The sequence below is a fragment of the Paenibacillus zanthoxyli JH29 genome, from assembly GCF_000520715.1.
In the GTDB taxonomy this organism is placed as follows: Bacteria; Bacillota; Bacilli; order Paenibacillales; family Paenibacillaceae; genus Paenibacillus_AQ; species Paenibacillus_AQ zanthoxyli.
In genome coordinates this window covers 1-8,049 of the sequence record NZ_ASSD01000619.1, presented here as the reverse complement: position 1 = coordinate 8,049, position 8,049 = coordinate 1, and the positions used below count along the sequence as shown (strand labels likewise).

Below are 8,049 nucleotides of genomic sequence, written 5' to 3'. Positions count from 1 at the left end.
TCCTCCTGCGAGGACGGCGAAGCCGTTTCTTCTTGGCTTGAAAATCATTCCATGTTGCTTGCCTGTTATCTTTGATAAACTAGCTCTCAAAAAGTTGCACTGCGGATCGCATTAAACTTACGGGGAGGCCGACCATTTTGGATAAAACAGGGATTACGATTGAGGAAGTGCTGGCAATTCCCATTTTGCGGAACGCCAGAGTGCTTGCCGGAAGCCAAGGCTTAAACCGGGTGGTTCAATTCATCGATGTGATGGAAGTGCCCGATTTGAAAGGCTGGGTCAAGGAAGGGGTCCTGATGCTGACCACCGCTTATGCCATTCGCGACAATCCTTCCGAGCTCGCGGGATTGATCCGGGTGCTGGACCAGGGAGGAGGAGCTGCGCTGGCGATCAAGCCCGCCCGCTTTCTGAAGGGCATTCCGCAGGATGCGCTGGATGCCAGCGACGAGACCGGACTGCCGCTCATCGAGGTGCCTTCCGAAATCCCGTATACGGATATTACAAGGCCGATTATGGAGCGGGTGCTGGACCGCCAGGCGTCGCTCTTGAGGCGCTCGGAAGAGGTGTACCGGACACTGACCACGATGGTGCTTCAGAACAGCGGCATTCAGGCGGTCAGCGACAATGTGGCCGGCCTGCTGCGGGCGCCTGTTGCGGTGATCGACAATGAGGGGGAACTTATCGTCTCCTCGCCAGCAGGCCTAGCGTGGGATCTGTCCCGGACGCCGCTCGAATGGACCATTAACGTAGACCGCCGCAATGTCGCGAAGCTCCTGGTGGACAAGGAGGAGCTGGACGAGATGGAGCTGGTCGGAATCGAGCAGGCCAGGCTGGTGCTGGCGCTTGAACTCATGCGCAACAAAATTGTGGCGGATACGGAAATGCGCCTGCGCGGTAATTTCATCGATGAGCTGCTGACGCCCCCGGTTCCGCCAAGGCATGAAGTCGAGCAGCGGGCACGCAAGCTGGGCCTTAATGTGGAGCATTTATGGGAAGTGGCCGTGATTGAAGGCGATTGGGCGGCGGGCGAGGAGGAGCTCTTGACCAAGCGTCTTGAGGAAGAAGCCAGAACCCGGCGCGTGTCCCCTCACGTGGAGTTTCGCTCCAACCGGGCCGTACTTTTTTTGCCAAGTATGGAAATCAAACGGGCGGAGGACAACCGGAACCGGTTGAAGCCATGGGCAGACACGCTGGAGGGCTGGGCTACAGTCAAATTGCCGGGGCTCAAGGGAAACCGGATTGGCCTGGGAGGACAAAAGCGTCTGTGGGAGATCTACGACAGCTACAACGAAGCGCGCAAGGCGCTTAACGTGTCCCGGCGGATCGGGCAGGGCAGATTGGTCATTCGCTATGAGGAAGTGGAGATCTACGATCTGCTCGGGAACGCGATGGAGAGCCCCGAATTCTCCGAGCTGTTCAATCGCAAACTGGGCAAACTCCGGCAGTACGATGAGGAGCATAACGGCGATCTGATGCGCACTTTTCTGTACTATCTGGAAAGCCGGGGGAGCCTTATCGAGACGTCCAACCGCCTGTTTATCCACCGCAACTCCGTAAAATACAGATTGGAGCGAATTCGGGATATTACGGGCTTTGATCTGAATGATTCGAGGGAGCAGCTGGTCTGCCAGCTCTGTCTGATCTATTATTATATGCGCGTAAATCCGGCGGAGTAATCCGCTGTTTCCGGGATATCGCCTGTCGTTTTTTATGTAAAGAAGAGGATTTTGAAATTTTATGTGTTATAAAATGTAACGCGTCAATGCCACATTCGTCCGCAGCAACCAAACAAAACGCTGCTTTTTTAGTTAAAGGGGACGTAGTGACTTGTCCGTAATCTTTGTAAAATGAGCACAATTACCTCGTAAGACAATTAACTTGACAGGCCGGGTCCTGCCGGCTGTGCAAAGGGGTTGATCCATTGTTAGTGTATTCGGTCCGCAGGCTCGGGCAGATGATTCCTGCGCTGCTGGGGATTATCTTGATCACCTTCATCCTGTCCCGTGTGCTGCCCGGAGACCCGGCGGTGATGCTTGCCGGCGAACAGGCGCCCCCGGACGTTATTGAGAAAATCAGGCAGGATATGGGCCTGGACAAGCCGCTTTACAGCCAATTTTTTGATTACCTCGGCATGCTCGCGCGCGGGGATCTCGGCGATGCGTATCATACCGGACATTCGGTCGCCAGCGATTTTGCCTCGCGCTTCCCGGCTACTGTCGAACTGACCCTGTTCAGCATCCTGATCGCCATTATTGTAGCCATCCCTGTCGGCGTTATCGCCGCAACCCGCAAAGAGTCCGTTATCGACCATATTTCCAGGGTGTTCTCCCTGATCGGAGCCTGTGTTCCGATTTTCTGGCTTGGTCTGATTCTGATCTACATTTTCTATTCGAAGCTCGGCTGGGCGCCGCCCCCGATGGGACGGATCAGCGGGGAGCTTAATCCCCCAACGGACATCACCGGATTGTATGTTCTGGACAGCCTGCTGTCAGCGGACTTTGTCGCTCTGAAGAGCAGTATTATCCATCTTCTGCTTCCGGCCATCTGCCTTAGCACCGGGACCATGGCTATTGTGGCCCGGATGACCCGCTCAAGTATGCTGGAAGTGATCGGCCAGGATTTTATCCGGACGGCCAGAGCGAAGGGACTGCGGGAGTCGATTGTCATCTGCAAGCATGCGCTGATCAACGCCCTGATTCCGACGCTGACCGTACTCGGTCTTCAGTTCGGTTATCTGCTGGGGGGCGCGGTGATTACAGAAACTATTTTCTCCTGGCCCGGAGTTGGCGGCTATATCACCGATTCCATCCTAGCCGCCGACTATGCGCCCATTCAAGCCTTCACGCTGGTCAGCGCGGTGCTGTACTGCTTGATTAATCTAGCGGTGGATTTGATTTACGGGCTGGTCGATCCGCGAATCCGTTATGAATAATCCATTACAAAAGGAGGTGCTGCGGCAGTGACAGTCATGTCAACGGCAAGTTCTCCGGGGCAGCAGAAATCGGCTCCTAAACCGGCCAGATTCCTTCGGCTGCTGCTCCGGAACCGTCTCGCGGCGATCGGGCTAGGCTTTATCGTGCTGTGGACGATCGCCGCTATCGTCGCCCCATGGATCGCCCCATATAACCCTTACGTCCCCGATATGGCCGCCAAGCTGCAGCCCCCGGGCGGAGCGCATATGCTGGGCACGGACAATTTCGGCAGAGATATTTTGAGCAGGGTGCTGTATGGAGCGCGGATCAGCATTTGGACGGGACTCATCGCTGTGAGCATTTCGTTTGTCATCGGCGTGCCGCTCGGCGGCATAGCCGCTTATTACAGAGGCAGAACGGAAACTATCATTATGCGTCTGCTCGACGTATTGCTGTCTTTCCCTTCACTGGTGCTCTCCATGGCGATCGCCGCTTCCATCGGCGCGGGACTGTTCAGCGCGATGATTGCGGTGGGCGTGGTCGGCATCCCCGAATTCGGGCGGCTGATGTACGGCCAGACGATATCGCTGCGGGAAAAAGAATATGTGGAGGCCAGCAGGTCCATCGGCGTCAAAGACCGCGTCATTCTGCTGCGCCACATTCTCCCCAATGCGCTGGCTCCGCTGCTGGTTCAGGCAACACTCGGAATGGGCTTTGCCATTCTGACCGCATCGAGCCTCAGCTTTCTGGGCCTTGGCGTCAAACCGCCGACCGCTGAATGGGGCGCCATGATCGCGGAAGGCCGCGAATATATCATTTCCGGGGAATGGTGGCTCGTGACCTTTCCGGGCCTTTCCATCGCAACGGCCATTTTGGGCTTCAACCTGCTTGGCGACGGACTCCGCGACGTTATGGACCCCCGGCTCCGATCCGGCAAATAAAAGAAAGCGGGTGCCGCCTCACCGGCGGGCCGTCCCGCGAAAGAGAAATATCCTTCGGTTATCAGCAATGCAAATGATGGATAAAGGGGAAATTCGAATGAAAAAAATGACCAAACATCTTACCCTGCTGCTGGTTCTGTGCATCGTTCTGGCCGGCTGCGCCGCCAAATCCAATCCGCCGGCCTCAAGCGCCAGCCAGAGTCCCGGCGCGGACAGCGGCGCAACCACGCAGCCGGCAGCTGCTTCATCGACTCTTACCGTGGCGTTCTCCGAAGGAGGAACGACACTCGATCCCGCCGAGGCGAGCGACCTGACCTCCGACACCTTCGTCATCGCCGCTTACGACCAGCTCGTAACCTACGGAGTCAAAACTGTGGATGGCGCCGACGTCGCCAACACGGATGAAATCAAGCCGATGCTGGCGGAAAGCTGGAGTGTATCGGACGATAACCTGACCTATACCTTCAAGCTCCGCAGTGGCGTTAAGTTCCAAAGCGGCAACCCGGTGACGGCGGATTCGGTCGTATATACCTTGGATCGCGTGAAAAATTCCAAATCCGGCAGCTTCCTGTACGGGATGGCCGACATTAAGACGGTCACCGCCAAAGACGCTTCCACCGTTGAAATCGCCCTGAACAAGCCGAACCATATGTTTATGCAGATTATCGCCCTCTACAATTTCTCTATTGTTGATGATGTTGCCATGAAGGGCAAAAACGCAGATTACCTGAAGACCAATACGGCGGGCTCCGGTCCGTTCGCAGTGGAGAAATGGGACCCGGCGAGTGAAGCCGTGCTTACCGCCAACGCCGACTACTGGCAGGGGGCGCCGAAGCTCAGCAAGGTTACGCTGAAGTTCACCAAGGAAGCCTCCAACCGCGTGCTGCTGCTGGATAAAGGCGATGTGGACATGGCCATCGAGATTCCGGCCAAGGATGTTGCCTCCCTGCAGGCGAACAGCGCCCTCAGCGTCAAATCCAATGCCAGCAACCGCATCCTGTTCCTTGCGCTCAATAACAAAGTCAAACCTTTTGACAACGTAAAGGTCCGTCAGGCGATTGCTTACACGATTCCTTATGATCAACTGATCAACGATGTTATGCACGGTCAAGCGAAACAGATGAAGAGCGCCGTTGCCAGCAACACGCCGGGCTACACCGACAAGGGCTACACGTACGAGCATAACCTGGATAAAGCGAAGCAGCTGCTTGAGGAGGCAGGTTACGGAAACGGGTTCAGCTTTGACCTGACACTGGGTTCGGGCTTCCAGGATTGGGAGGACGATGCGGTGCTCATTCAGGCCGAGCTTGCCAAAGTCGGAGTGACGATGAATATCAACAAAGTGGCCCGGGCTCAGTTCCTGGAGATGCAAAAGAAGAAAAACCTGACCGCCTACATCTCCAAATGGACCTCTTTCGTCAACGATCCTGGCTATCACCTCGGATTTTTGATGTACGGCAAGGGTTCGTCCAACTATAACAATTACAGCAACGCCGAAGTAGACAAGCTCTGGGAGCAGGCCAGCCAGGAACCGAATGCAGATGCGCGCAAGCAGCTGTATGAGAAAGCCCAGGAGATCATTACAACCGAAGCGCCATGGAGCTATCTCTACGAATACAACCGGATCGTCGGCATGAGCGCGAAACTCAGCGGCTATGTCTACTACCCGGATGAGATTATCCGCTTCTACCCGCTGTCCAAGAACTGATAATCATAGGGAATCCCTTCCCAGTTTTTAAAAAAAGGAGAGGCCGAGCCGGATGCAAATGCCGGTCCGGCCCTCTTTTCCATAGCGAAAGCCTGAGCAGCCGCAGGCAATCATTCAAAGGAGTTGTGGCCGGTTATGAACTGGAGACAGAAGGTGCTAGATGAAATCGATGCCCGTCAGGAGGAGCTTCTTGAGCTATCCTCGAAATTAATTCAGTTTCCGACGGAGAACCCGCCCGGAGATTCGAGAGACATCAGCGATTTTATCATAGATTATTTGGCGAAATCCGGGATCAGGACGACGGTTCACGCCGCCACTCCCGAAATGTTGAATTTGGTATCAACCTATAAAGGAAGCGGCGGCTCGGACTCCGGCAAAAAGCTGATCTTCTGCGGCCATACCGATGTCGTTCCCGCCGGCGATTTGGATCGCTGGGATTTCGATCCGTTCTGCGGAGAAATCCGGGACGGTTACCTGCTGGGACGGGGAGCCTCCGACATGAAGGCGGGGCTGGCCGGGGTGCTGTTCGCGGCATCTCTGCTGGCGAAGCTTGGCGTTCCGCTGGGAGGCGACCTGACGCTGCTTGTAGTGCCGGACGAAGAGACCGGCGGGCATCTTGGCGTTCCTTGGGTGCTGGAGCGGGGACTCGTCGAAGGCACGGCTGCGGTGATCGCCGAGCCGTCCGGTCCGCTGAACCCGACGATTGGGCAAAAAGGAAGCTGCTGGTTCGAATTTACCGTTGAGGGAACGCCGGGGCACGGTAGCCTGTCGCCGATCGTTGGCGAGAGCGCCATCGTGAAGGCGGCGAAGGGGATCGAAGCGCTTCAGCGCCTATGGGATATCGAACCGAATATTCCCGAAGAGGTCAAGAGCATTATCACGATTTCCCAGCAGTATGCCAAGGAACGCGAGCCGGAAGGATTGGCTTACCAGGTGTTCGATCATGTTAGCGTCAATATCGGCACCATTCAGGGCGGCACCAAAGTCAACGTGGTCGCCGACCGCTGCACGGTTCAGGTGGATTCGCGCGTTCCGTTCGGCGTTGACTATCGTCAGGTGATGGACCGCGCGGGATCGCTGCTGCTGGAAGCGGGTATCGAGACCGACATTAAGCCGTTCGGTTTTCAGGGCAATGCCAACTGGACGCCTCCGGAAGAGCCTGTGGTGAAGCATCTCGTGGACAGCATCTCCGAGGTCAGCGGCGAAGAGGCGTACGGAGTTCTGCAGTGGGCATCCAGCGATGCGCGCCATTTCCGCACCCATAACATTCCCGTGCTTCAGTACGGCCCGGCCGAGCTGTCTACGATCCATTCGTTTAACGAAAAAGCGCCGGTCTGGCAGATTATCCGGTGCGCTAAGGTTTATGCGCTGACGGCGCTGAAATATTTGGGCGTGGAGAAAACGCCAAACGTGTAGGGGACCTAAGACCAGTCATAACGATCAGAGCAACAAGAAGGAGGAGGAGTCATGCCCGAACTGCTGGAAGTATCCGGACTGAGAACGGAATTTAAGACCTCCGGAGGGATGATCCGGGCGGTAGACGGCGTCGATCTTCGCATCAAAAAAGGCGAGACGCTCGGCATTGTAGGCGAATCGGGCTGTGGCAAGAGCATTACTTCACTGTCGATCATGCAGCTGCTTCCCCCGAAGATCGGCCGGATTTCGGCCGGAGAGATCCGTTTTGAGGGCAGGGATCTCCTGAAGGTCAGCCGCCGGGCGATGCGCGGCATTCGGGGCAACCGGATTGCGATCATCTTTCAGGAGCCGATGACCTCGCTGAATCCCGTCTTCAAGATTGGCAAGCAAATCTCCGAGGCGGCCAGGTACCATTTGAAAATCGGTAAAAAAGAAGCCTGGAAGCGCTCGGTGGAGATGCTGACCAAGGTGGGCATCCCGCGGCCGGAGAAAATTGCCGAGCAATATCCGCACCAGCTGTCCGGCGGCATGCGCCAGCGCGTTATGATTGCCATGGCGATGATCTGTAACCCGAAGCTGCTGATTGCCGACGAGCCTACAACCGCGCTGGATGTCACCATTCAAGCCCAGATTCTCGATTTGATGCGAGAGTTGCAGGAAACGGAAGGGACCTCCATCCTGATGATTACCCATGATCTAGGCGTTGTCGCCGAAATGTGCGACCGCGTCGTGATTATGTACGCCGGTCAGGTGGTGGAAGAGACGGACGTCGCCACCTTGTTCAGCCGCCCGAAGCATCCGTACACCCAGGGTCTGCTGGCTTCGCTGCCGCAGCTTGCGGGAGACGCGGATCGGCTTCAGTCTATTCCGGGCCAGGTTCCGAACCCGCTAGATATGCCTTCCGGCTGCCGGTTCGCTCCGCGCTGTCCTCACAAGTTCGACCGCTGCGAACAGGCTGAACCGCAGCTGCTTGAAGACGAAGCGGGACATTCCTGCCGGTGTTTCCTATATGAGAAGCGGGAGGTGTTGTCATGACCACGCTCTTGGAAGTTCGCGATTTAAAGAAACACTA

General features: G+C 56.3%; 6 protein-coding genes. All 6 read left to right on the top strand.

Annotated elements, in window-relative coordinates; all coding sequences use genetic code 11:
• Positions 1 to 137: 137 nt before the first annotated feature.
• Positions 138 to 1,676, top strand: a complete 1,539-nt coding sequence (locus L691_RS0123845) for a PucR family transcriptional regulator (RefSeq protein WP_025692783.1) — start codon at positions 138 to 140, stop codon at positions 1,674 to 1,676.
• Positions 1,677 to 1,921: 245 nt separating this feature from the next.
• Positions 1,922 to 2,932 (top strand): ABC transporter permease, encoded by a 1,011-nt coding sequence (locus L691_RS0123840; RefSeq protein WP_025692782.1) that lies wholly within the window; start codon positions 1,922 to 1,924, stop codon positions 2,930 to 2,932.
• Positions 2,933 to 2,968: 36 nt separating this feature from the next.
• Positions 2,969 to 3,853, top strand: a complete 885-nt coding sequence (locus tag L691_RS0123835) for an ABC transporter permease (protein WP_025692781.1) — start codon at positions 2,969 to 2,971, stop codon at positions 3,851 to 3,853.
• A 97-nt stretch (positions 3,854 to 3,950) separates the two neighbouring features.
• Complete coding sequence (locus tag L691_RS0123830; protein WP_036738002.1) at positions 3,951 to 5,561, top strand: ABC transporter substrate-binding protein; 1,611 nt, start codon at positions 3,951 to 3,953, stop codon at positions 5,559 to 5,561.
• 135 nt (positions 5,562 to 5,696) lie between these two features.
• Positions 5,697 to 6,977, top strand: a complete 1,281-nt coding sequence (locus L691_RS0123825) for a M20 family metallopeptidase (protein ID WP_025692779.1) — start codon at positions 5,697 to 5,699, stop codon at positions 6,975 to 6,977.
• 51 nt (positions 6,978 to 7,028) lie between these two features.
• Positions 7,029 to 8,012, top strand: a complete 984-nt coding sequence (locus tag L691_RS0123820; protein WP_025692778.1) for an ABC transporter ATP-binding protein — start codon at positions 7,029 to 7,031, stop codon at positions 8,010 to 8,012.
• The last annotated feature ends 37 nt before the right edge of the window (positions 8,013 to 8,049 follow it).